The 20,931-nt window shown below is 66.1% G+C and carries 21 protein-coding genes, 1 other RNA gene and 1 riboswitch; of the genes, 11 read left to right on the forward strand and 11 right to left on the reverse strand.

What is annotated here, in order from left to right; translation table 11 throughout:
* Positions 1-130 precede the first annotated feature (130 nt).
* The 4 genes from cobU (at position 131) to ACYVNQ_RS34355 (ending at position 3,709) form a co-directional block, all read left to right on the forward strand.
* Positions 131-676, forward strand: a complete 546-nt coding sequence (gene cobU, locus ACYVNQ_RS34340) for a bifunctional adenosylcobinamide kinase/adenosylcobinamide-phosphate guanylyltransferase (RefSeq protein ID WP_460909531.1) — start codon at positions 131-133, stop codon at positions 674-676.
* Positions 677-678: 2 nt separating this feature from the next.
* The gene (cbiB, locus tag ACYVNQ_RS34345) at positions 679-1,614 is read left to right on the forward strand and encodes an adenosylcobinamide-phosphate synthase CbiB (protein WP_460909533.1); all 936 of its coding nucleotides are present in this window, start codon (positions 679-681) and stop codon (positions 1,612-1,614) included.
* A gap of 27 nt (positions 1,615-1,641) precedes the next feature.
* Entirely contained in the window at positions 1,642-2,736 is a 1,095-nt protein-coding gene (gene cobD, locus ACYVNQ_RS34350; protein WP_460909535.1) for a threonine-phosphate decarboxylase CobD, read from the forward strand.
* A gap of 76 nt (positions 2,737-2,812) precedes the next feature.
* The gene (locus ACYVNQ_RS34355; RefSeq protein ID WP_460909538.1) at positions 2,813-3,709 is read left to right on the forward strand and encodes a cobalamin-binding protein; all 897 of its coding nucleotides are present in this window, start codon (positions 2,813-2,815) and stop codon (positions 3,707-3,709) included.
* Between the two features lie 43 nt (positions 3,710-3,752).
* Here the strand turns inward: ACYVNQ_RS34355 and cobC are convergent, their stop codons facing one another.
* The 6 genes from cobC to ACYVNQ_RS34385 all read right to left on the reverse strand — a co-directional run bounded on the left by cobC (position 3,753) and on the right by ACYVNQ_RS34385 (position 10,277).
* Positions 3,753-4,343, reverse strand: coding sequence for an alpha-ribazole phosphatase (cobC, locus tag ACYVNQ_RS34360; protein ID WP_460909541.1), 591 nt, complete (start codon positions 4,341-4,343; stop codon positions 3,753-3,755).
* Positions 4,328-5,086, reverse strand: coding sequence for an adenosylcobinamide-GDP ribazoletransferase (locus ACYVNQ_RS34365; protein WP_460909543.1), 759 nt, complete (start codon positions 5,084-5,086; stop codon positions 4,328-4,330). The genes cobC and ACYVNQ_RS34365 overlap by 16 nt, the downstream gene beginning before the upstream one ends.
* Positions 5,087-5,278: 192 nt before the next feature.
* Positions 5,279-6,334, reverse strand: coding sequence for a nicotinate-nucleotide--dimethylbenzimidazole phosphoribosyltransferase (gene cobT / locus ACYVNQ_RS34370; RefSeq protein WP_460909546.1), 1,056 nt, complete (start codon positions 6,332-6,334; stop codon positions 5,279-5,281).
* A gap of 11 nt (positions 6,335-6,345) precedes the next feature.
* Positions 6,346-7,239 carry an ABC transporter ATP-binding protein gene (locus tag ACYVNQ_RS34375; RefSeq protein WP_460909549.1) on the reverse strand — a complete coding sequence of 298 codons (894 nt, stop codon included), beginning with the start codon at positions 7,237-7,239 and terminating at the stop codon, positions 6,346-6,348.
* Complete coding sequence (locus tag ACYVNQ_RS34380) at positions 7,239-8,249, reverse strand: FecCD family ABC transporter permease (protein WP_460909551.1); 1,011 nt, start codon at positions 8,247-8,249, stop codon at positions 7,239-7,241. Before ACYVNQ_RS34380 ends, ACYVNQ_RS34375 begins: the two co-directional genes overlap by 1 nt.
* Positions 8,250-8,315: 66 nt before the next feature.
* The gene (locus ACYVNQ_RS34385) at positions 8,316-10,277 is read right to left on the reverse strand and encodes a TonB-dependent receptor plug domain-containing protein (protein ID WP_460909554.1); all 1,962 of its coding nucleotides are present in this window, start codon (positions 10,275-10,277) and stop codon (positions 8,316-8,318) included.
* 70 nt (positions 10,278-10,347) lie between these two features.
* Positions 10,348-10,594, reverse strand: a riboswitch (cobalamin riboswitch).
* A 222-nt stretch (positions 10,595-10,816) separates the two neighbouring features.
* On the opposite strand from ACYVNQ_RS34385, the gene ACYVNQ_RS34390 reads away from it, so the two are divergent.
* The 5 genes from ACYVNQ_RS34390 to ACYVNQ_RS34410 all read left to right on the forward strand — a co-directional run bounded on the left by ACYVNQ_RS34390 (position 10,817) and on the right by ACYVNQ_RS34410 (position 13,215).
* Positions 10,817-11,179, forward strand: coding sequence for an ATPase (locus ACYVNQ_RS34390; protein ID WP_460909558.1), 363 nt, complete (start codon positions 10,817-10,819; stop codon positions 11,177-11,179).
* On the forward strand, positions 11,176-11,490 hold the full coding sequence (locus ACYVNQ_RS34395; protein ID WP_460909561.1) for a cell division protein ZapA: 315 nt from the start codon (positions 11,176-11,178) through the stop codon (positions 11,488-11,490). The genes ACYVNQ_RS34390 and ACYVNQ_RS34395 overlap by 4 nt, the downstream gene beginning before the upstream one ends.
* A gap of 66 nt (positions 11,491-11,556) precedes the next feature.
* A non-coding RNA gene (gene ssrS / locus ACYVNQ_RS34400) (6S RNA) lies at positions 11,557-11,738 on the forward strand.
* 54 nt (positions 11,739-11,792) lie between these two features.
* The gene (locus tag ACYVNQ_RS34405; RefSeq protein ID WP_460909563.1) at positions 11,793-12,260 is read left to right on the forward strand and encodes an EVE domain-containing protein; all 468 of its coding nucleotides are present in this window, start codon (positions 11,793-11,795) and stop codon (positions 12,258-12,260) included.
* Between the two features lie 226 nt (positions 12,261-12,486).
* Entirely contained in the window at positions 12,487-13,215 is a 729-nt protein-coding gene (locus tag ACYVNQ_RS34410) for an SIMPL domain-containing protein (protein WP_460909565.1), read from the forward strand.
* 192 nt (positions 13,216-13,407) lie between these two features.
* On the opposite strand, the gene lgt is transcribed toward ACYVNQ_RS34410, so the two are convergent.
* Both lgt and ACYVNQ_RS34420 read right to left on the reverse strand, forming a co-directional pair.
* Positions 13,408-14,313, reverse strand: a complete 906-nt coding sequence (lgt, locus tag ACYVNQ_RS34415) for a prolipoprotein diacylglyceryl transferase (protein ID WP_460909567.1) — start codon at positions 14,311-14,313, stop codon at positions 13,408-13,410.
* Positions 14,314-14,427: 114 nt separating this feature from the next.
* Positions 14,428-15,552, reverse strand: a complete 1,125-nt coding sequence (locus ACYVNQ_RS34420; protein ID WP_460909569.1) for a LysR substrate-binding domain-containing protein — start codon at positions 15,550-15,552, stop codon at positions 14,428-14,430.
* 355 nt (positions 15,553-15,907) lie between these two features.
* Between ACYVNQ_RS34420 and ilvD the strand changes: the two genes are divergently transcribed.
* Complete coding sequence (gene ilvD, locus ACYVNQ_RS34425; protein WP_460909571.1) at positions 15,908-17,581, forward strand: dihydroxy-acid dehydratase; 1,674 nt, start codon at positions 15,908-15,910, stop codon at positions 17,579-17,581.
* A 112-nt stretch (positions 17,582-17,693) separates the two neighbouring features.
* Entirely contained in the window at positions 17,694-18,020 is a 327-nt protein-coding gene (locus ACYVNQ_RS34430) for a c-type cytochrome (protein WP_460911211.1), read from the forward strand.
* 72 nt (positions 18,021-18,092) lie between these two features.
* Here ACYVNQ_RS34430 and ACYVNQ_RS34435 read toward each other — a convergent pair whose 3' ends face one another.
* The 3 genes from ACYVNQ_RS34435 to ACYVNQ_RS34445 form a co-directional block, all read right to left on the reverse strand.
* Positions 18,093-18,836, reverse strand: a complete 744-nt coding sequence (locus ACYVNQ_RS34435; RefSeq protein ID WP_460909574.1) for a DUF2486 family protein — start codon at positions 18,834-18,836, stop codon at positions 18,093-18,095.
* A 90-nt stretch (positions 18,837-18,926) separates the two neighbouring features.
* On the reverse strand, positions 18,927-19,343 hold the full coding sequence (locus ACYVNQ_RS34440) for a DNA polymerase III subunit chi (protein WP_460909576.1): 417 nt from the start codon (positions 19,341-19,343) through the stop codon (positions 18,927-18,929).
* Between the two features lie 61 nt (positions 19,344-19,404).
* Positions 19,405-20,916, reverse strand: coding sequence for a leucyl aminopeptidase (locus ACYVNQ_RS34445; protein ID WP_460909578.1), 1,512 nt, complete (start codon positions 20,914-20,916; stop codon positions 19,405-19,407).
* Between the last annotated feature and the right edge of the window lie 15 nt (positions 20,917-20,931).

Consider the following 20,931-nt stretch of genomic DNA (forward strand, 5'->3'; position numbering starts at 1 on the left):
GATGCACGCAACGCGATCGACGCAAGTCAACGCAAACCCACGCAACCCGCGCAAACCCACGCAACCCGCGCAAACCCACGCAACATAAACCGAAGGCCGCATTATCCCATCGCGCCGGTACAATCACGCGATGATTTCTCCCGACGTCACCCTGATCCTCGGCGGCGCCCGCTCCGGCAAGAGCGCGTACGCCGAACGGCTCGCCAGCGACAGCGCGCGCCCGGTCACCTACATCGCCACCGCACGCGTGGCGGATGCCGAATTCGCGGAGCGCGTCGAGTTGCATCGTGCGCGGCGGCCGGCGCACTGGCGGCTGGTCGAAGCGCCACTCGATCTGGCCGGCGCGCTAGGCGCAGCCGACGCGCCCGACCAGTGCGTACTGATCGACTGCCTGACGCTGTGGCTCGCCAATCTGCTGTGTCCGCCCGATGGCGGCCCGCCGCGCGCCGATTTCGCCGCGCACGTCGATGCGTTCGACGCCGCGCTTGCTGCATCAACAGGCAAGGTAATCGTCGTCAGCAACGAGATCGGCCTTGGCGTGGTGCCGCTCGGCGCGGTCACGCGCCTCTACGTCGACGAACTCGGCCGTCTGAACCAGCGCTTTGCCGCGCGCGCCGCCAACGTGACGATGACGGTCGCGGGCCTGCCGCTCGCGCTCAAAACCGCGAGCCGCTGACGATGCTGACGCTACCCCTGATCGCCGCGTGTGCGACCGCCGGCATGATCGTCGACCGCTGGTTCGGCGAGCCGCGCCGCCATCATCCGCTCGAAGCGTTCGGGCGCGCCGCGCTGCGGCTCGAAGCGCGCTACAACATCGGCCGCCGCGGCCGGCCGCTGGGGCTGCTCGCGTGGCTGCTGGCCGTCGCACCGCCGGTTCTGCTGGCGTGGCTGCTGGTTTCTCTGCTGCCGCTCACGCTGGCGTGCGTGGTGCACGTCGCGCTGCTGTGGTTCGCGCTCGGCTCGCGCAGCCTGCGCGAGCATATCGAGCCAATCGCAAAAGCGCTCGCGCAGCGCGACCTCGCGCAGGCGCGCGAGTTGACCTCGCGCATCGTGTCGCGTGAAACCGCCGACGCGGACGAAGCCGCGCTGTCGCGTGCGGCGGTCGAATCGGCGCTGGAAAACGGCAACGACGCGATTTTCGGCGCGCTGTTCTGGTTTGCGATTTTCGGCGGGCCGGGTGCGCTGGCGTTTCGCCTTGCGAATACGCTCGATGCGATGTGGGGTTACCGCACGCCGCGCTATCTGCGCTTCGGCTGGGCGGCGGCGCGCATCGACGATGTGCTGAACTGGGTGCCCGCGCGGCTCACTGCGGCCAGCTACGCGCTGCTCGGCGATACACGCACCGCATGGCGCTGCTGGCGCGAGCAGGCGCCGCGCTGGGATAGCCCGAATGCCGGGCCGGTCATGGCGGCGGGCGCGGGCAGTTTGAACGTGCTGATCGGCGGGCCGGCGGTGTACCACGGCAGCGTCGAGCGGCGTCCGACGCTCGGCGCGGGTCAGCCGGCGAAAGCGTCGCACGTGACGGCGGCGTTGATTCTGGTCGAGCGCACCGAGATTTTGTGGCTCGCCGTGCTGATTGCGCTGGCGCTGCTGAGTGTGCCGTTTCAGACGTGATGGCGCCGCAATCAACCACCCTCATCCATGACTGAATCCCACGCACCGGCCATCACGCACGGCGGCAATCTGCACGAAGCCGCGCGCCGCTACGGCATTCCGTACGAGCAATGGCTCGATCTTTCGACGGGTATCAATCCGCACGGCTACCCGGTGCCGCCGGTGCCCGCCGATGCATGGCGCCGTCTGCCCGACGAAGGCGACGATTTCGCCGCGCGCGCCGCGCGCTACTACGGCGCGCCGGATGCCGCACACGTGCTGCCGGTGGCCGGCAGCCAGGCGGCCATCCGCGCGCTGCCGATGCTGCTGCCGCGCGCGACAGTGGGCATCGCACCGCTCACCTACAGCGAATATGCGCCCGCGTTTGCCCGTGCCGGGCATCGCGTGATGCCGCTCGACGTACCGCGTGGAGCGTCGCCTGATATGTCGCAGACACTGCTGCCGCCAGACATCGTGCATGTGGTGCTCGTCAATCCGAACAACCCGACCGCCGACTACCTGAGCGCACCAACGCTGCTGCACTGGCACGAGCAACTGGCTGCACGCGGCGGTACGTTGCTCGTCGACGAAGCATTCGCCGATGCGATGCCGGCACCGTCTGCATCGCTTGCCGGTTACACGGCGCGTGCCGGTCTCGTCGTGCTGCGTTCGCCGGGCAAGTTCTTTGGGCTGGCCGGCGTGCGCTCGGGCTTTGTGCTCGGCGCACCGGCGCTGCTCGGCGCATTGCGCGACATGCTCGGCGCGTGGACGGTCAGCGGCCCGGCGCGGCACGCGGTAGGGGCGGCGTTAGCCGATACCGGCTGGCAACGGCACATGCACGGGCAACTCGCTGCGCAAGGCGCGCGGTTGGCCGAGCTGTTGCGCGCACAACGTTTCGCCGTCCATGCGACGCCGCTCTTCGCATGGACTGACGATAAGCGCGCCGCGGCTTTGCATCGCGCGTTGGCCGAGCGCGGCATCTGGACGCGTTTCTTCGTGCAGCAGCCGAGTGTTCGCATCGGCTTGCCCGCATCGGAAAGCGACTGGGCGCGTTTCGAACTCGCGTTGCACGAAAGCGTGCTCGCCATCGATGCCGATGCCGATGCCGATGCCGATGCCGATGCCGACAAGCAGGCACGCTAAGCCAATGCGGACCGCACGCGTCGCTTCGCCGGCGGCTTCACTGAAGGTTTCAACGGCAACTGCGCTGGCCACTTCATTGGCGACGGCCGCCCTGATCGCATGGGCCTGCCACCCCACCGCAGCGCATGCCGCACCAGTCACCGTCATCGACGATACCGGCGCAAGCGTCACGCTAAACGCTCCGGCTCAACGCGTGATCAGCCTGGCACCGCATGTCACCGAGCTTCTCTACGCAGCAGGCGCAGGCGCGCAGATCGTCGGCGCGGTCGCGTATAGCGACTATCCGCCCGACGCGCGCCAGTTGCCGCGCGTCGGCGACAACAAGGCGCTCGATCTCGAACGCATCGTCGCGTTGCATCCGGACCTGATCGTCGTCTGGCGGCATGGCAATGCCCAGCGACAGATCGAGCGTCTGCGCGAACTGCATGTGCCGTTGTTCTTCAGCGAGCCGCATCGGCTCGACGATATCCCGGCAACGCTGACCAGGCTCGGCCAGATGCTCGGCACGTCAGCAATAGCGGATCGTGCAGCGAACCAGTACCGCCGCGACATCGCGCAACTTCGTACGCGTTACGCTGCGCGGCCGCCGGTCGACGTGTTCTATCAGGTATGGGATCAGCCGCTGATGACGCTCAACGGCACGCACATGATCAGCGACGTGATCGCGCTATGCGGCGGCCGCAATGTGTTCGGCAAGCTCGAGCCGCTGGTGCCGACCGTTTCGACCGAAGCCGTGCTCGCCGCGAATCCGGAGGCGATCGTCACAGCCGCGCCGGGCGCGACCGCGCCCGATACGACGCTGCCGCAACTCGACAAATGGCGCGCGTGGCCAGCGGTCACCGCCGTCGCGCGCGACAACCTGTTCACCATCGACGGCGATCTGATCAACCGTCCGGCACCGCGTATCGTGCAGGGTGCAACTCAACTATGCGAAGACCTCGAGCTGGCGCGCTCGCGCAGACCGAAGCCATAGCCGAAGCCGTAGCGCTAGCCGCCGCAGCCACTGCATCTACCACTCAGGCATTCCACCGCACGATCACCCACTTCAACGTCGCATCGTCGCGCCGCAGACGCACCACGCCACCCAGATCGAGCGACCAGCGCAAACAGCCCTCCATCGGCACGCCCAGCGCCAACCCCGCGATCACCCGTATCACGCCTGCATGCGTGACCACATACGCCGGGCTCAGCTCGCGCGTCTGCACGAACACATCGAACCACACCTTCACCCGCGCGACGAATTGCGCGACGCTCTCGCCACCATGCGCACGCGCGTCTTCGAAATCCTCGGCCCACGCATCGAGCAGCGCGCGATCGATATCGTCCCAGCGCTGCAATTCCCACGAGCCGAAATCCATCTCCTTCAAGCTGTCATCGGTGCTCGTCGTGCAGCCGAAATTGCTCGCGAGCGCGGCGGCCACCGTCGCGCAGCGCGTCAGCGGACTCGACAGCACCACCCGCGGCGCCGGCACCTGTAGCATGGCGAGCCGCACCGCCAGCGCTTCGGCCGACACCTCAGGCCCATCGGCAAGCGGCACGTCACTGTGCCCGTAACAGACGCCCGCTTCCACAGTAACAGCCGGGTGACGAATCAGGACGACATCCATGCAGCCCCCGTCAGATAGATAGCCAGTTCGCCGATCTGTTGCGCCATACCGAGACAATCGCCGGTGTAGCCGCCGATGCGGCGCACGAAATAGCGGCCGAGCAGCACACGCAACACAATCAGCACAACGGTGCAGAAGCAACCTTCACGCCAATCGGGCCAGAAAAGCCACGGCAAACCGAATACCAGCGCGCACGCGAATGCGCCGCGCGTCATGCGCTGTGCAACGGGTTTGGCCTTGCCTTCGGTACGCGCGTAATCGAGTGTCACGAGGTAACTGATCGCGCACACGCGGCTGGCCGCATGCGCGGCGATCATCAGCCACGCCGCGCGCGCCGGCGGCATTGCTGCGAGCGTCTGCCACTTCAACGCCAGAGCGATCACCAGCGCGATGGCGCCGAAGGCGCCGATCCGCGAGTCTTGCATGATGCGTAACGCATCATCACGCGTATAGGCACCACCGAACGCATCCGCGCAATCGGCCAGACCGTCTTCGTGGAACGCGCCGGTGACGGCGAGCGTCGCCGCCATCGACAGCAGCACGGCAATCCCGGCCGGAAAGAAATGCAATGCAACGAGATATATCAGTGCGCCGACGCCACCGACCAGCACACCGATCAACGGAAAATAGCGCGCCGCGTGGCTCAGATACGCGGGCTCGTAGCCGACCCAGCGCGGCACCGGCACGCGCGTGAAATAGCCGAGCGCAGTGAAGAAGTAGCGCAGTTCAGCGAGCGGGCTCATGGTCGATGCGGTGCGTACAGTGCGTGATGCGCGTGCGGTGCGTGCGGTACGTGCAGTGCGTGCAGTGCGTGCGGTACGTGCGGTACGTGCGGTACGTGCGGCGCGTGCGGTGCGTGCGGTGCGTGCGGTGCGCAATGCACGTGCGTCGTGCAATCGGCAGACGATGGACGGCGGTGGTTCGTCATCGCCGCGTCACGCATCGTCGCGATTGGCCACGCCCGCTGCCTCGAAGCTTGCCATCTGGTTGATGAAGGCAACCGCCGCGCGCACCAGCGGCACCGCAAGCGCCGCGCCGGTCCCTTCGCCCAGACGCAGGTCGAGCGCGAGCAGCGGCTCGGCCTGCAAGTGCGCGAGCATCGCGCGATGCCCGGCTTCGTTCGATGCATGGGCGAACACACAATAGTCACGCACCGCCGGCGCGAAGGCCGCCGCGACGAGCAGCGCAGCGGTGGCGATAAAGCCGTCGATCAGAATCGTCATGCGCGCTTGCGCAGCAGCGAGGCACGCGCCCGCGATCATCGCGATCTCGAAGCCACCGAAGGTTGCGAGCACGTCGAGCGGATCGTCGACATGCGGATGGCGTGCCAGTGCCGCTGCGAGGATGGCGCGCTTTTTCGCGAGCCCCGCGTCGTCGAGACCGGTGCCGCGGCCGACGCATGCGTCGATCGGCACGCCGCACAGCCGGCTCATCAGGCACGCGGCCGCCGACGTGTTCGCAATGCCCATTTCGCCGAAGCCGATCAGGTTCGTGCCAAGCGCCGCGTGATGACGTACCCGCGCGGCGCCTGCTTGCAGCGCGGCGAGCGCCTCTTCGCGCGTCATTGCGGGCTCATGCGCGAAGTTGCGCGTGCCGGGCGCGATCGCCAGATCGATCAGTTGTTCGTGCGTCGGCAACGGTGTGGCGACACCCGCGTTCACCACTTCGAGCGTGACACCTGCGACGCCGCTAAAGGCGTTGATCGCCGCGCCACCGGCGAGGAAATTCAACACCATCTGCGCGGTCACCGCCTGCGGATAGGGGCTCACGCCCTCCTCCGCGATGCCGTGGTCCGCGGCAAACACGATCATCATCGGGCGTTGCAGCGTCGGACGCGTGCTGCGCTGGATCAGACCGATCTGCAGCGCAAGCGCTTCGAGCCGGCCGAGGCTGCCCGGCGGCTTTGTCTTGGTATCGATGATGTGCTGCAGTTCGGCGCGCAGCGCCGTATCCAGCGGTTCGACAGTGGGCAGGGAAAGCACGGTGGTCATGGAGAGAGTCGTCAGGAAGATGAGTTTGAAGAGTTTGGGGGCGTGCCGCGGCTTGCTGGCGGTTGATGTGAAGCACCGCGCGAAGTTGCGCGCAGCGCGGGCACCAGCGCTTCGTCGTCGCCGTCGCGAATCAGCGTGAGCGGATAGCCGAATGCGCGGCTCGCGCGGGCCGGTGTCAGCACATCGCGCACCGGGCCCGCGTACGCACCGCCTGCGCCATCGAGCAGCAGCGCGTGCGTCGCAAAGCGGCGCGCGAGGTTCAGGTCGTGACACGAAAATAGTAGCGTGCGCAGCGACGTGCGTAGCGGCGTGCGGTCCGCTTCGCGCGACCACGCGGCCAGCGCTTCGAGGCAGCCGATCTGATGATGCAGGTCGAGGTGTGTCAGCGGTTCGTCGAGCAGCATCAGCGGCGCCTGCTGGCACAGGGTTGCCGCCAGCGCGACGCGCTGCCGCTCCCCTCCGGACAGCGACAGCACGTCGCGAGCGGCGAATTCGGCAAGACCGAGCTGGGCGAGCGCCTCATGTGCCGCGGCGCGATCTTCGGCGCGCTCCCAGCCCCAGCCGGACAGATGCGGGAAGCGATTCAACAGCACGACGTCGAGCACGCTGGCGCTGAACGCGTCATGCGCGGTTTGCGGCAGCAACGCGCGGCGCTGCGCGAGACGCACCGGCGGCCAGTCGTGCACCGGCATGCCGTCGATTTCGACCTGCCCGGCAGCGGGCCGCCGCAAGCCGGCGAGCGTCGCGAGCAATGTCGTCTTGCCGGCGCCGTTCGGGCCGGCAATACACCAGCTCTCGCCGGGATAGAACGTGTGCGTGAAGTCCGCGAGCAGCGTGCGTGCGCCCGCGCGCAACGTGATGCGTTGCGCCGACAACATGCCAGTGGACGATGCGTGCCCGCTCATCAGCGCCGCCTGTGCAACAGCATCCACAGGAACACCGGCACACCGGCGAGCGCAGTGATCACGCCGACCGGCAGTTGCGCGGGCGCGATCACCGTGCGCGCGACCAGGTCCGCGCCCATCACCGCCGCGCCGCCGGCCAGCGCCGCGGCCGGCAGCAGCATCCGTTGATCGTTGCCCAATGCGAGGCGCAGCATATGCGGCACCACCAGACCGATAAAACCGATCGTGCCGCCAGTCGTGACGGCCGCAGCGGTCGCCAGCGATGCGACCAGATAGATACGCAAGCGCAGCCGTGTCACCGGCACACCCAGCGCACGCGCGGCCGCATCGCCGCGCAACAGCACGTTCAGTTGCGGCGCGGCCGGCATCATCACGGCCAGCGCCAGCAGCAGCGCCGCCAGCGCGCTCCATGGCACGGTGCCGCCGTTCAGGTCGCCGGTCAGCCAGAACAGCATGCCGCGCAGACGTCCTTCGGGTGCAACCGTCAACAGCAGCGTGATCACCGCGCCCCAGCCGGCAGCGATCACGGCGCCGGTCAGCAGCAAGCGCGGCGAGGCATCCTGCGGCTCGCCGCGCCATAGTTCGCCGCGCGCCAGCCCGAGCACCAGCAGGATCGATGCGAACGCGCCGGCACAGGCGCTCGCATCGACCAGCCACGCGGCGCAACCGGCCATCATCGCGAACAGCGCGAAGGTGGCTGCGCCGCCCGACACGCCGAGCACGTACGGTTCGGCAAGCGGATTGCGCAACAGCACCTGCAATAACGCACCGGCCAGAGCCAGCAGCGCGCCACACGAGAAGCCCGCCAGCGCACGCGGCAGCCGCAGCGTACGCACGATTTCGCCAGCGAGGTCGGCAGGCGTGCCGGCCGCGTGTTGCATGGGGAACAGCGCGGCCAGCACCCGCGCGGGTGCAACCGGCACGCTACCGAGTGCCAGCGAAGCGGCCAGCACCGCCAGCGCAAGCGCACCGAGTGCCGCCCAGATAGCGGCCGCACGCCGCGCGCTCATCGCGGACGCAGGTTTTGCTGCGCGCCGCGCGCGAGTCGACGCGAGTCCCGTCACGGCGATGCAGGCTTATTGCTGCTGCCAGCCGAGCGTGACATACGCGCCGCGCCGTGGAGTGTTGTACGTATAGGCAAGCTCATAGTCTTTATCGAATAGATTCTGGATCTGCGCCGCGACATGCCATGCTTTCGTAATCTGATACCGCGCCGACAGGTTCACGACGCCGTAGCCGGCAAGTTCGGTGCCGCTGTCGTTGCGCGCGCCGCTGACGAGCCACTCGCCGCCGACGCGCCAGCTGCCGATCGAGCGGTTCGCGCTAAACGACGCGAAGTGCCGCGCGCGCCGGTTCAGGTCAGACTGCGTGTCTTCATCGACCGGATTCTGCAGCGTCAGCGCCGCGCGCACGTCGGTGTTGCCGACCCGCCCCGCCCACGAGCCCTCGATGCCCTGCACCTTCGCGCGCCCGACGTTCTGCGCGACGAACACGCCCGGCACCGTCTGCACATAGTCGATCAGATTCGAATAACGCGTTTCGAACGCGGTAAGCCGCAACACACCGAGTGCATCCGACGCATACTGCAGCGCGGCTTCGAGCGAATGGCTCCGTTCAGGTTGAATCGCAGGATTGCCGCTGAACGGAAAGAACAGATCGTTGAAGCCCGGCGCGCGAAACGCATCGGACCAGCTTGCAGTCGCCTTCCAGTGTTCGCTGAAGTTATAGCCGTAGCCGAGATAGTAACTGTTTGCCCCGCCGAAATCGGAGTACTGGTCGCGCCGCAGGTTGGCCTGCCACTGGCTGGCGCCAAGCCGTCCGCTGTAGCCGGCGAACAGCGAGTTCACGTGGCGCCCGGGCGCCGTGTACTGGTTCGAGTCGAGGCTCTGGTCCAGATGTTCGTAGCCAAGCTGCAGCTTCTGTTCGGGGGCGAGCGCGAAATCGTTTTGCCACGTGTACTGGCGGTTGTCGGTGTCGTAGCGGTACTGGTATGCGCCGTTCAACGCCGTGTCGTTGCGGTCGCTGCTGCGCGCGGCGACGAAACGGCTCGTCCACCAGTCGGTCAGCTTGCCGTTCGCGAACGCCGACACCGCCTGCACGCGGCTGTGAAGATTGTTGAGATCGCCAGGTAGCCCGAATGGATCGTCGAAGCTGTCGTTGCCGTTCGACTGGAAAAAGCGCACGCCCGCGTCCCAGCGCTCGCTGAACCTGTGCCGCAGCGACGCCGATACGCTCTGGTTCAGATAGCCGTTAGCGTTCGGGTTGACCGGCGCCAGCGCCGGGTCGATCGACGAGAAGCCGTCGTCCTTCGCGCGCGCCAGCTCGATGCTGAAGGTGGTGCGGCCGTCGCGATCGAGCGCTCCGTCGACACCCGCCGCCTGGCGCTGGGCGTGATAGCTGCCGAGCTCGGTCTCGAAGTGAAAGCGCGGCGGATGGTTGCCGCCATCCTTTGTGAACACCTGCACGACCCCGCCGATCGCGCCCGAACCGTATAGCGCGGACACGTTGCCGTTCACCACTTCGACGTGATCGATCTGGTCGAGCGGGATCTGTTCGAGCTGCGCGCTGCCCTGGCTCACCGAGTCGATCCGTACGCCGTCGACCAACACCAGCGATTGCGCCGGCGAAGCGCCGCGCAGGAACAGGCTCGCGGTCGAGCCCGGGCCGCCGTTGCGCACGATCTGCGCGCCCGGCGCGAGCGCCAGCAGGCCGGACAGATCGCGGGCGGTCGTGTCGGCGATGTCCTGTGCGTCGAAGCGCACGGTCTGCGGCAACGCATCGGCAAGCGGCTGCGCATCGCGCCGGGCGGTGACGACGAGCGGCGCAAGCGTGGCGACAGATGGGCCGGCAGGCTCTGCGCCGCTGAGCGTCGCGCTCTCAACGTTGCCGTTATGTGTGCTGCGATCTTGCGTGCCGTTTTGCGATGTGTGCAGTGTGTTGTCGGGATCGGCTTGCACGACGTGAACAGCTTGCACGGGCACGCCAAACGGCAGGCTCGCGCACGCACATAGCGCCGCGCGGGCGGTGGGTATGAGCATCGGAAAACGTTCCTGTGGACAGGGCGCGCGGCCTGTCCCTCGCAAGCCGATGCATGACAGGGCGCGTCATCGCGCACCCTCCTCTCTGGCCGGTATCCGGGCTGGCGACATCTCGGCCCGCCTTCCCGCGCAAGCTGCGCAGTGGCATGTGGCGCGTTCGTCGAACGCGCGCGGGGCCGACCTGCATCACGATGCGGTCGCTTACCGTTGCGAGGACAGCGCAGGTTGGCTCGTCCTGGCGGACTGCGCTCCCTGCTTCCCGTTTAACTGCGTGCGATACGAAAATCGCCCGCGGGCACCAAAGTGCGGCAAGTGTAGGAGCGCGCGCCGGGAGCGTCAAGAAAGCAGCAATATCGAAATGGGCCTGCGTGATCGGGCGCCGCGAATCTGCAAAAAACACGTATACGTCATGCGTTTTGCGCGGCATGCACGTGCCGCGTCGTGCAAAATATGCGTTGTTGTTACGTCTCGAAACGAGACAAATGCCCGAACGTCCGGTATTCCGCGCTAAAATGCAGCGTCTTTAGAGGACGCAGCTCATGCTCACCGAACTCGAAACCTTATCCAAAAATATCGGCCGGTTGATTGAAATCAACCAACGCCATCAAGAAGCACGTAGCGCGCTCGAAGAGCAGCTTGCGCACGCACGTACCGAATGCGAGGCCACTCGCGCGGAACTCGAGCAAACTCGCGAAGAGCGCAATGCGTTGCAAGCGGAGCGCGATACGTTGTCGGCGAAAATCGACGACGCACAGGTGCGCCTGAACGCCATCCTCGAAAAACTGCCGCGCGCACGTTCGCATGCCGAGCCCGACAGCCAGCTCGACCTGCTCGCGCCCGACGCGCACGAACCGCACGACAGCGCGCATAGCGACGTGACCCGTCACGGAGAAAACGCATGACCACGAAGCAGATCGAAGTGTCGATTATCGGTCAGTCCTATCGCCTCGCCTGCTCGCCGGAAACCGAAGGCGCGCTGCTCGAAGCGGTGGCTCGCGTCGATGCCGAAATGACGAAGATCCGCACGAGCAGCAGCGTGCGCGGCGTCGATCGCATCGCGGTGATGGCGGCCCTGTCGCTGGCATCGGAACTGCTTCAGCTACAAAGCAGCGTGCGTCACGGAGAATCTTTTCCTGCCGAGGAAATCCGGCGTACAATGGCGCAAATGAATGAGCAGCTCGGTGCAGTGATCGGGCAATACAGTGCTCAGTAAGCATCTTTGAACTGCAAGGTGCAGCAAGATTTCAGCAGTAGCGTTTTACGAGTTTGTTAAGGTTTAGCTTCCCTGCCTGGTTCGCCAAGGTCATATATTCCTTGAACCAATGCCATGTGCACGGTTGCGGAAATTTGTAGCACGGGTGTGCGCGTCACTCTGTCTGATGTACCCGAAGTGCTGCTAACTGCGACCAATTCTGAACCTCCGGTTCAGGATGCCGGCCTAGCGGCTAAGGCGGGGACCTATCTCAACGGCATCGGACATTCGTCCGGTGCCGTTTTTCTTTGTCCATTCGAATCATGCGCTATTGGCTAATGAAGTCCGAACCGGACGAGGCAAGCATCGACGACCTCGCGAATGCATCGCAGCGCACGTTGCCATGGACGGGCGTGCGCAACTATCAGGCACGCAACTTCATGCGCGACATCATGAAGATCGGCGACGGCGTGCTGTTCTATCACTCGAGCTGCCCGGAGCCCGGCATCGCCGGTCTGGCCGAGGTGTCGTCGACGCCCTACCCCGACCCGACACAGTTCGATCCGAAGAGCCCGTACTACGACGCGAAGTCGTCGCAGGAAACGCCGCGCTGGACCTTGGTCGACGTGGTGTTCAAGAAGAAGCTTCAGCTGATTCCGCTCGCCGCATTGCGCGAGCATCCCGAACTCGCGGACATGCGCGTGCTCGCGAAGGGCAACCGGCTGTCGATCACGCCAGTGACCGATACCGAATGGGCGTTCATTACGAAGCAGCTGGCCAGGAAAGCGTGATGCGCATTGCGTGAGCCTGCATGCTGCGCGCGACCCTTGCTTTCGTCCGATGGCGTTTCGGCATTGGCGCACGTCAGCGCTTCGGGAACCAGAACGTATTGTCGTGCGACTAAGGGGTCGCAAGGGAGTTGCAAGCTCGCGAGTCTGACTGCATCGCGTCACGTCAAGTCACGTCGCCCGATCTGCTGCCGCGCGCCGCTCTCTCGCCTAACCAAGGAGTCGACCTATGACGAGAAAAATTACGCTTGCGCTGGCCTTCGCCGGCACCTGTGCCGTTCCTCTGCTGATGGCGCTTGCGCCGGTCGCCGCGCGCGCACAGACCGTCGTGCCGTATCAGCCTGCCGGCGTGCTGTCGCTGAATGCCCAGGCAAGCAGCGAAGTACCGCAGGACGTCGTAAACATCACGCTGTTTTATGAGCAGCAAGCGCAAGACCCGTCGTCGCTGACCAAAACGCTCAACGAACGCGCGGACGCCGCGCTGCGCAAGGCCAAAGGTGTCAGCGGCATCACCGCGCGCACCGGCTCGTTCTCGATCTATCCGTCCACCGACCGCGACGGCCGCATCTCCGCCTGGCGCGGCCGCACCGAAGTGATCATCGAATCGCGCGACTTCGCGAGCGCATCGAAGCTCGCGGGCGACCTCGCTACGACGATGCAGATCGGCAACGTGCAGTTCTCGCTGTCGCCGGAAACGCAGCGTGCCGCCGAACAAAAGTTGACCGGTGACGCGATTGCGTCGTTCCGTCAGCAGGCGGCGGCTTCGGCACAGGCGTTCGGCTATAGCGGATACTCGATCCGCGAAGTGAACATCGGCCAGGGCGGCGTGATGCCACGCCCGATGATGATGATGAGCGCGCGCGCGCTGGGCGCCGACGCAAAAGCCGCGCCGCCGCCGCTCGAAGGCGGTACGTCGACGGTGACGGTCAATGTGTCCGGGTCGGTGCAGATGAAATGATGCGGTGAGCCTCGCGACAGTGCAATGCCGCTGCGCCGCGCGGCGTACTGCGTGACATTGCATGGAAGCGAAAACGCCACGGCATGCCGTGGCGTTTTTCTTTCTGATGCGTTGTGTGGCGAGGCTCGCGCAAGCACCAAGCCCGCAAACGATCGAGCGCTCTTCAGTAGCGCCCAGGCCTCACCATCACCCTCACCCCGCGTTCGCTGTCTGCTGCGCCTGCCGCCCGCCGCGGCGATACGCCCACACGAGCATCGCGATGCCGGCGAGAATCATCGGCAGCGACAGCCATTGGCCCATCGAAAAGCCGAACGCCAGCAAGCCGAGAAAATCGTCCGGTTCGCGCGCGAACTCCACCGTGAAGCGTGCCAGCCCGTAGCCGATCAGGAACACCGCCGACACCGCGCCAACCGGCCGCGGCTTGCGCGAGAACAGGATCATCACGAAGAACAGCGCGACGCCTTCGAGCGCGATTTCATAGAGCTCGGACGGATGGCGCGGCAGCAGGTGATATTGCGCGAACACCTCGTTCAGATGCCATTGCGCGGCCTGGGCCGGATGCGCGGCGAGCCACGCGGCGTCGTCGTTGGCGGCGCCCGGGAACAGCATGGCCCACGGCGCGGACGGATCGGTCACGCGGCCCCACAGTTCGCCGTTGATGAAGTTGCCAAGACGCCCTGCCGCGAGGCCGGTGGGCACCATCGGCGCGATGAAGTCGGTGACCTGCATCCACGTGCGCTTGCGCTGCCACGCGAACAGCATCATCGAAAACAGCACGCCGAGAAAGCCGCCGTGGAACGACATGCCGCCTTCCCACACCTTGAAGATGTCGAGCGGATGCGCGAAATAGAAACTCGCCTTGTAGAACAGCACGTAGCCGAGACGGCCGCCGAGGATGGTGCCGAGCACGCCGTAGAACAGCATGTCGTCGATGTCGCGCGCGGTCCAGCCTTGCGCCGCGACGTGCGGCAAACGCAGCCGCAACCGGCCGACGACGATCGCCGCGACGAATGCGACGAGATACATCAAACCGTACCAGCGCACGGCGAGCGGACCCAGATGGATCGCGACGGGGTCGAAATTCGGGTGAATGAGCATCGTGTTGTTGTCGGAGTGCTATGAGATTCAGATTCTGACGGTGGGTCGAAGGCTTCGGATGTTGTTGGAACGGTGGCAAGCGCGGGCGTTCAATCGGTGCGCGTGGGCTGCTCGTCAGGTTGCGGCGTCATCTGCATGTGCTGCCGCAGTTGTTGTCGCGCCTGTTGCAGCATCGGCCGCGGAATCTGCCGCCACCCTGGCCGCATGCTCGCGCGCAATCTCGATGAACCCGGCAAGCACCGGGCTCACCGCCCGCGTACGCCACACCAGCCCCGTCTCGACCGCCGGCACCGCATCGCGCAACGGCCGGTACACGACACCGGTGCGCCGCAGGTTACGCAGCGATTGCGGCACCAGTGCGACGCCGATGCCTGCCGACACGAGGCTGACGATCGTCTGCATCTGGATCGCCTGCTGGCCGATGCGCGGCGTGAGGCCGGCCGCGCCGTAGCAATCCATAATGATGTCATAAAAGCCCGGCGCCAGACGCCGAGGGAAGATCACGAGCGGCGCGTCGGCCGCGTCGCGCAGGCTGATCGGAGCATCATGCCCTTCGTCTCCTTCGCGCGATTCGGCGATGGAGTCCGCTTGCGCCGCGGATTGCGCGACCGCGGGCTGCAAACCTGCGTTGCGCTGCTGGCCTGGTGCAGCGGAGTGTCCGTCCCGCCCTTCGTCCCGCGCCTCCAGAAGCGCCGCCATCTGCGCGGACATCGCAATCACGAGCGGCTCGCGCACGATCGGCAGCCACGACAGCTGCGCCGCGTAGCGCGACGGCAGCGGCCCGATCACGAGGCCTGCGTCGATGCGGCCGGCCACCAGTTCCTCGAGCTGCACGTCGCTGGTTGCCTCCGCGAGCTGCAGCCGCACGTGCGGATGGCGCACGCCGAAATCGCGCAGCAGCGGCGGCAGCAAGCCGTAATCGGCGGTCGAGACGAACGACAGCGACAGCCCGCCCGCCTCGCCGCGCGCGAGGCTTTGCGCGAGCGGCCGCAGCGCCTCGGCGCTGGCCAGCAGGCGCCGCACTTCCGGCAGCAGCTCGAAGCCGACCGGCGTCAATTCAACCGAGCGTTTGGTGCGCGCGAACAGCTCGACGCCGAGCGTTTCCTCGAGCGCGCGGATTGCCTGCGACAGCGGCGGCTGCGTCATGGCCAGACGCGCGGCCGCCCGCCCGAAGTGCCTTTCTTCGGCGACGGCGATGAAGTAGCGCAACGCGCGCAGATCGGGCGTGAGCGGAATCATGAGTAATACATTTTACGACCTAATAGGCGTCGAATAATATATTGGACATTCGTTTCGAGAAACCTCATTGTTGCGCGACGGGTCGGCCTAAACTTGCCGGAACAGGCGTAAACGACCTCGGCGAAGCGGCCAAAGAGGTTGCTAGACGCGGCCGCAGCCAGCACGAAGCGCGGCGCGAGGCGGCCCGAACCACGGGCGTCGAAACACGAAGCCCGGACAAATCGGTGCGAAGCGATGCCCCACCCAGGCACGCGTCGCCCGAAACCGCCCCGCCGCAGCGGCCCCCACGCCGCCACATCCTGCCGCACCGCCGCCCGCGGCGCGCAGACCAAAAACAGACTGGATGGAGTCCCCCATGCCATACAACCGTCGCTCGCAACACATCACACAAGGCGTCGCACGTTCGCCGAACCGCTCGATGTATTACGCCATCGGCTATAAGAAAGACGACTTCGACAAGCCGATGATCGGCGTCGCCAACGGCCACTCCACCATCACGCCGTGCAACGCCGGCCTGCAGCGCCTGTCCGACGCGGCGGTCGCCGCGATCAAGGCCGCCGATGCGAATCCGCAGATCTTCGGCACGCCGACCATCTCGGACGGCATGTCGATGGGCACCGAAGGCATGAAGTACTCGCTGGTGTCGCGCGAAGTGATCGCCGATTGCATCGAGACCTGCGTGCAGGGCCAGTGGATGGACGGCGTGGTGGTCGTCGGCGGCTGCGACAAGAACATGCCGGGCGGCATGATCGGCCTCGCGCGGATCAACGTGCCGGGCATTTACGTCTACGGCGGAACGATCATGCCAGGCAACTGGAAGGGCAAGGCGTTGACCATCGTGTCGTCGTTCGAGGCAGTCGGCGAGTTCACCGCGGGCCGCATGTCCGAGGCCGATTTCGAAGGCATCGAACAGAACTCCTGCCCGACTACCGGCTCGTGCGGCGGCATGTACACCGCGAACACGATGAGCTCGTCGTTCGAGGCGCTCGGCATGTCGCTGCTGTATTCGTCGACGATGGCGAACCCCGATCAGGAAAAAGTCGACTCGGCCGCCGAATCGGCACGCGTGCTGGTCGAAGCGGTGAAGCGGGACCTCAAGCCGCGCGACATCATCACGAAACAGTCGATCGAGAACGCGGTGTCGCTGATCATGGCGACCGGCGGCTCGACCAACGCGGTGCTGCACTATCTGGCGATCGCACACGCCGCCGAAGTGGAATGGACGATCGACGACTTCGAGCGCATCCGCAAGCGCGTGCCAGTGATCTGCGACCTGAAGCCGTCGGGCCAGTACGTCGCGACCGATCTGCACCAGGCAGGCGGCATTCCTCAGGTGCTGAAGATCCTGCTGGACGCGGGCCTCTTGCACGGCGACTGCATCACGATCACCGGCCGCACGCTGGCCGAAGAACTGAAGGGCGTGCCCAGCAAACCGCGCGCCGACCAGAAGGTGATCTTTCCGATCGCGCAGGCGCTGTACAAGCAAGGCCACCTCGCGATCCTGCGCGGCAACCTGGCTGAAGAAGGCGCGGTCGCGAAGATCACCGGCCTGAAGAATCCGGTGATCACCGGCCCGGCGCGCGTGTTCGACGACGAGCAAAGCGCAATGGACGCGATTCTGAACGACAGCATCAAGGCCGGCGACGTGCTGGTGCTGCGCTATCTCGGCCCGCAAGGCGGCCCGGGCATGCCGGAGATGCTCGCGCCGACTTCGGCGATCATCGGCAAGGGGCTCGGCGAATCGGTCGGCCTGATTACCGACGGCCGCTTTTCGGGTGGCACGTGGGGCATGGTGGTCGGACACGTGTCGCCGGAAGCGTTCGTCGGCGGCACGATCGGGCTGGTGCAGGAAGGCGACTCGATCACCATCGACGCGCTCCAGCTGGTGCTGCAGCTAAACGTCGACGACGCCGAACTGCAGCGCCGCCGCGCCGCATGGCAGCAGCCGAAGCCGCGCTACACGCGCGGCGTGCTGGCGAAGTACGCGGCGCTTGCGTTACCGGCGCACAAGGGCGGCGTGACCGGATAGTCCGTCGATCGACACACCGCGCGAAGCAAATGGGGCACACGGCAAATGCCGTGTGCCCCTTTGCTTTTATAATGCGGGACGATAAGCCGGGCTCGACCCGGCGGAGACCATGATGAACACGAAGTCGTATGCGGCATTGGGGTTGGCTGGCGCATTGGCGATCGTCGCACCGGCGTACGCGCAGTCTTCGCCTGGACTTGTGCTTGCGCAGCAGCAAAACTGCATGAGCTGCCATTCGGTGAGCCGGCGCTTCATGGGGCCTTCGATGCACGACATCGCGGATCGCTACGCGTCGCGTGCCGACGCAGAGGTCTACCTGGCGCGCAAGATTCTGGAAGGCAGCGTCGGCGTGTGGGGTACCGTGCCGATGCCGGCCAATACGCAGCTCACGCCCGATCAGGCGGCGACGCTCGCTGCGTGGATTCTGACGTTGAAGTAAAGCGGCGCGGCGGCCTGCGGCCGATGGCCGCGCGTCGTTGCTTTTGCTTTTGCCTTTGCTTTCGCGGCGGCCTCAACCGCCGCGGTGCTTCAGCTCTTCGCGGATCGCCTCGCGCACCCAGCCTGTCAGTTCCATCTCCAGCGCCATCGACACCTCCCGCGTGATCTGGCTGACCAGACGCGACGTGTGCTCCTGGAACGCATCGCGGCAACGGGCCTCGATCAGGCTGCGGCCTTCGCCGGTCAGATAGCTGGCGAAGCGGCCGCGCAGGCGTTCGGCGATCAGGTTGGCGTCGTAATCGGTGATGCCGGGGCTGGCGGCGGGCGGCGGCGTCGGATGCGCTGCGGTGGGCGCGGCAGGTACGGCGGACGCAGTGGGCACAGCAGGTGCGCTCACGTGCGGCGGCACGTCGGCCGGCCGTGAAGGCTCCGGGGCGACATGCGTCTGGGCAGCGGGCGCGGCCGAAGCTGGTGCAGCGACAGGCGATTCAGCCGCGGGTGATCCGGCCTCTGGCGACGCAGCCGCAGCCTGCAAAGCCGCAGCCGTCGAGCCCACCACCGCCGCAGCCACCTCCGTCTGCACAGACTCCACCGCCTTCACATCACGCGCAGGCTTCGCCGACACAATCGCATCGCTCATCGGCAAATCGATCGGCGCGGCTGCCTCATCCTCCAGCAACGCGCCTTCGTCAGGCTCCGCGCCAAAGCCATCGGCAGGTTCGGGCGCGGTATCGCGCGCCTGTGCGGGGTCGCCCTGCACGAGCACTTCGTTCAGGACGGGAATCGCAGCATCTTGAGAATCGTTCGGATGAGGCACGGGAGCACTCCGTCAATAAGTCGGACGAACCGATGATCCGAAAAGATCTTGCACGCCACCGCATGCAAGACCCGCGAAGGCAAAGCGGTCTTAGCCGCCTTGCTTGTAGTTGTTCAGAGCATAGCCGCGATCGCGGTAAAAGCGATAGCGCTCTCGTCCCGCCACCAGTTCATCCGGTTCGTTGCCGACCACTTCGAGCAGCCGCTCGAAGCGCGCGAATTGCGCCGGCACCGCATCGCCCAGGTTCAGCAGGATCTGATGATGCGGCACGTCGTCGAGATTCGCGGCCAGCACCACCGGCGTTTGCGCAGCAAGCGGGCTGCCTGCCATGCAGTGCGGCACGAACTCGAGCGGCGCGAAGGTCCACAACTGCTCGTCGAACGCACGCAGCCGCGGCGGCTCAGCCAGCACGATCAGCGGCTGGCCGGCCAGATACGCCTTGCGCACGAGGCGGCAGGCGTACCCCAGCGAATCGCCGACGTTCGAATGGAAGTCGATGCGCGTCATCGCGAAGCCCGCCCGCGTGCAACGCAATCGCCTACACCGCTCACGCCGTTACCGCACCGCATCATTGGCCGGCGCGGTCGATCAGGAACTGCGACAGCAGCGGCACCGGACGGCCCGTCGCCCCCTTCGCCGCGCCGCTCTTCCACGCGGTGCCGGCGATATCGAGGTGCGCCCACGGATACGCGTCGGTAAAGCGCGCGAGGAAGCACGCGGCCGTCACGCTGCCCGCCGGGCGGCCGCCGATATTGGCGACGTCGGCGAAGTTCGACTTCAGCAGGTCCTGATACTCGTCGTCGAGCGGCAGGCGCCATGCCGGGTCCATCGCTTCCTTCGCGGCGTCGAGCAACTCGCCGGCGAGCGCGTCGTCTTTCGAGAACAGGCCGCTGTTGTGATGACCCAGCGCGATGATGCAGGCGCCCGTCAGCGTGGCGATGTCGACCACCGCAGCCGGCTTGAAGCGCTCGGCGTAAGTGAGCGCGTCGCACAGGATCAGGCGGCCTTCGGCGTCCGTGTTCAGCACTTCGATGGTGGTGCCCGACATGCTGGTGACGATGTCGCCCGGCTTCAGTGCATTGCCGGCCGGCATGTTCTCGCAGGTCGGGATGATGCCGACCACATTGAGCTTCAGGCCCATTTCCGCGACGGCGCGCAGCGTGCCGAGCACCGAGCCCGCGCCGCACATGTCGTACTTCATCTCGTCCATCGAGTCGCCCGGCTTCAGCGAGATGCCGCCGGTATCGAACGTGATGCCCTTGCCGACCAGCACCACCGGCGCGGCCTTGGCCGCACCGCCGTGGTACTGCAGCACGATGAACTGCGGCGGCTCGACCGAGCCCTTCGCAACCGCGAGGAACGAGCCCATCTTCAGCGCTTCGCATTGCTTCTGGCCGAGCACTTCGACTTTCAGTTTCCAGTCTTTAGCAAGCTTTTTGGCGGTGTTGGCCAGATAGGTCGGCGTGCAGACGTTGGGCGGCAGGTTACCGAGGTCGCGCGTCAGGTCCATGCCGTTAGCCAGCGCATTGCCCTGCTTCGCGGCCACCTTCGCAAGCTTCTCGTCATCCGGATCGACGCTGAACACAATGCGCTTCAACGCACGCGCGCCGTTGTCCGGCTTGCTCTTCATCTGGGTAAACTTGTACGTGAGCTCGCGCAGCCCGAGAATCGCGGCGCGCACCGCCCAATCCGACGAACGTTCCTTGATCGGCGCCTGAGCAAGCGTGAAGGTGACCTGCGCGATCTTGGTGGACAGGATCGCCCGCCATGCGGCGCGTACCGCGTCGCCGTACGCCTTTTGCGTGAAGCCATCTTGCTTGCCGAGACCCACCAGCAGCACGCGCGATGCGCCGATGCCCGACACCTCGTGCAGGAACAGCGTGCTGCCGTTCTTGCCGTCCATGTCGCCCGCCTTGATGATGCGCGTGAGCAGCCCCTTGGTGGCCGTGTCGATCTCCAGCGCAGCGCCGGACAAGGTCTGCGACTCGAAGACGCCGATCACGATGCAATCGGATTTTCCGGTGAGGAAGCCCTGGGTCGAGCCTTTGCTCCAATCACAGGCTTTTATGCTAAAGTCCATCGCGCTTGTCCTCGG

It is taken from the genome of Paraburkholderia jirisanensis (assembly GCF_054782355.1).

What these genes read in the sequence shown, in the direction of transcription:
- cobU (WP_460909531.1), top strand. Translation starts at nt 131, where the DNA reads ATGATTTCTCCCGACGTCACCCTGATCCTCGGCGGCGCCCGCTCCGGC.
- cbiB (WP_460909533.1), top strand. Translation starts at nt 679, where the DNA reads ATGCTGACGCTACCCCTGATCGCCGCGTGTGCGACCGCCGGCATGATC.
- cobD (WP_460909535.1), top strand. Translation starts at nt 1,642, where the DNA reads ATGACTGAATCCCACGCACCGGCCATCACGCACGGCGGCAATCTGCAC.
- cobC (WP_460909541.1), bottom strand. Translation starts at nt 4,343, where the DNA reads ATGGATGTCGTCCTGATTCGTCACCCGGCTGTTACTGTGGAAGCGGGC.
- ACYVNQ_RS34365 (WP_460909543.1), bottom strand. Translation starts at nt 5,086, where the DNA reads ATGAGCCCGCTCGCTGAACTGCGCTACTTCTTCACTGCGCTCGGCTAT.
- cobT (WP_460909546.1), bottom strand. Translation starts at nt 6,334, where the DNA reads ATGACCACCGTGCTTTCCCTGCCCACTGTCGAACCGCTGGATACGGCG.
- ACYVNQ_RS34375 (WP_460909549.1), bottom strand. Translation starts at nt 7,239, where the DNA reads ATGAGCGGGCACGCATCGTCCACTGGCATGTTGTCGGCGCAACGCATC.
- ACYVNQ_RS34380 (WP_460909551.1), bottom strand. Translation starts at nt 8,249, where the DNA reads ATGAGCGCGCGGCGTGCGGCCGCTATCTGGGCGGCACTCGGTGCGCTT.
- ACYVNQ_RS34385 (WP_460909554.1), bottom strand. Translation starts at nt 10,277, where the DNA reads ATGCTCATACCCACCGCCCGCGCGGCGCTATGTGCGTGCGCGAGCCTG.
- ACYVNQ_RS34390 (WP_460909558.1), top strand. Translation starts at nt 10,817, where the DNA reads ATGCTCACCGAACTCGAAACCTTATCCAAAAATATCGGCCGGTTGATT.
- ACYVNQ_RS34395 (WP_460909561.1), top strand. Translation starts at nt 11,176, where the DNA reads ATGACCACGAAGCAGATCGAAGTGTCGATTATCGGTCAGTCCTATCGC.
- ACYVNQ_RS34405 (WP_460909563.1), top strand. Translation starts at nt 11,793, where the DNA reads ATGCGCTATTGGCTAATGAAGTCCGAACCGGACGAGGCAAGCATCGAC.
- ACYVNQ_RS34410 (WP_460909565.1), top strand. Translation starts at nt 12,487, where the DNA reads ATGACGAGAAAAATTACGCTTGCGCTGGCCTTCGCCGGCACCTGTGCC.
- lgt (WP_460909567.1), bottom strand. Translation starts at nt 14,313, where the DNA reads ATGCTCATTCACCCGAATTTCGACCCCGTCGCGATCCATCTGGGTCCG.
- ACYVNQ_RS34420 (WP_460909569.1), bottom strand. Translation starts at nt 15,552, where the DNA reads ATGATTCCGCTCACGCCCGATCTGCGCGCGTTGCGCTACTTCATCGCC.
- ilvD (WP_460909571.1), top strand. Translation starts at nt 15,908, where the DNA reads ATGCCATACAACCGTCGCTCGCAACACATCACACAAGGCGTCGCACGT.
- ACYVNQ_RS34430 (WP_460911211.1), top strand. Translation starts at nt 17,694, where the DNA reads ATGAACACGAAGTCGTATGCGGCATTGGGGTTGGCTGGCGCATTGGCG.
- ACYVNQ_RS34440 (WP_460909576.1), bottom strand. Translation starts at nt 19,343, where the DNA reads ATGACGCGCATCGACTTCCATTCGAACGTCGGCGATTCGCTGGGGTAC.
- ACYVNQ_RS34445 (WP_460909578.1), bottom strand. Translation starts at nt 20,916, where the DNA reads ATGGACTTTAGCATAAAAGCCTGTGATTGGAGCAAAGGCTCGACCCAG.